The sequence below is a fragment of the Dietzia sp. IBK-p2-15D genome (assembly GCF_057773105.1).
Window position 1 is genome coordinate 1 of the sequence record NZ_JBYMTK010000080.1, and the last position, 463, is coordinate 463.

The 463-nt window shown below is 49.7% G+C and carries 1 protein-coding gene; it reads right to left on the minus strand.

The genetic code is table 11. From position 1 onward, the window contains the following. A partial coding sequence (locus AC3DEV_RS16955) for a hypothetical protein (RefSeq protein WP_488372863.1) occupies positions 1-463 on the minus strand: 463 nt, incomplete at both ends.

A 463-nucleotide genomic window follows, 5' to 3' on the forward strand; every position in this document is an offset into this window, starting at 1 on the left:
AGGCCAGCTTGCCGCCTTGCCGCATCAGCAAGTTGACCTACTGCTGTGTATGTTGCTTTTTTTCCTAATCCGCTAAGTTCTTTGGTAAGGGAATCTAACCTTGGCATCATGGAGTTAATATCTTCCAGTTTTACTACAGCCTCTCCGGTTCCCTTCCCTGTTTCGCTTCCGTGGGCTTTAGCACCAGAAATCTTACCTTGCAATGTTGGGTCAAATTGAGCGCCTACCAATTGAGCGCCAGAAGTTCCTACAGGTTCGGCTCGGCCAGTTCTTGAGTTAAAAGCATATACCCCTTGGGCCGTCTGCAAAGGCTGATAATAAGGCTGTGCTGCATTTTGAGCCGCATCTTTCCGCAGTTCTTGTTGCGCCCTTAACTGGTCAAGTCTAGCCTGTTGTGCATCCTCACGAGCAGCACGTGACTCCAGCACTTTAGAGAATGCAGGGTCAAGCTGGGAAAGCTGGT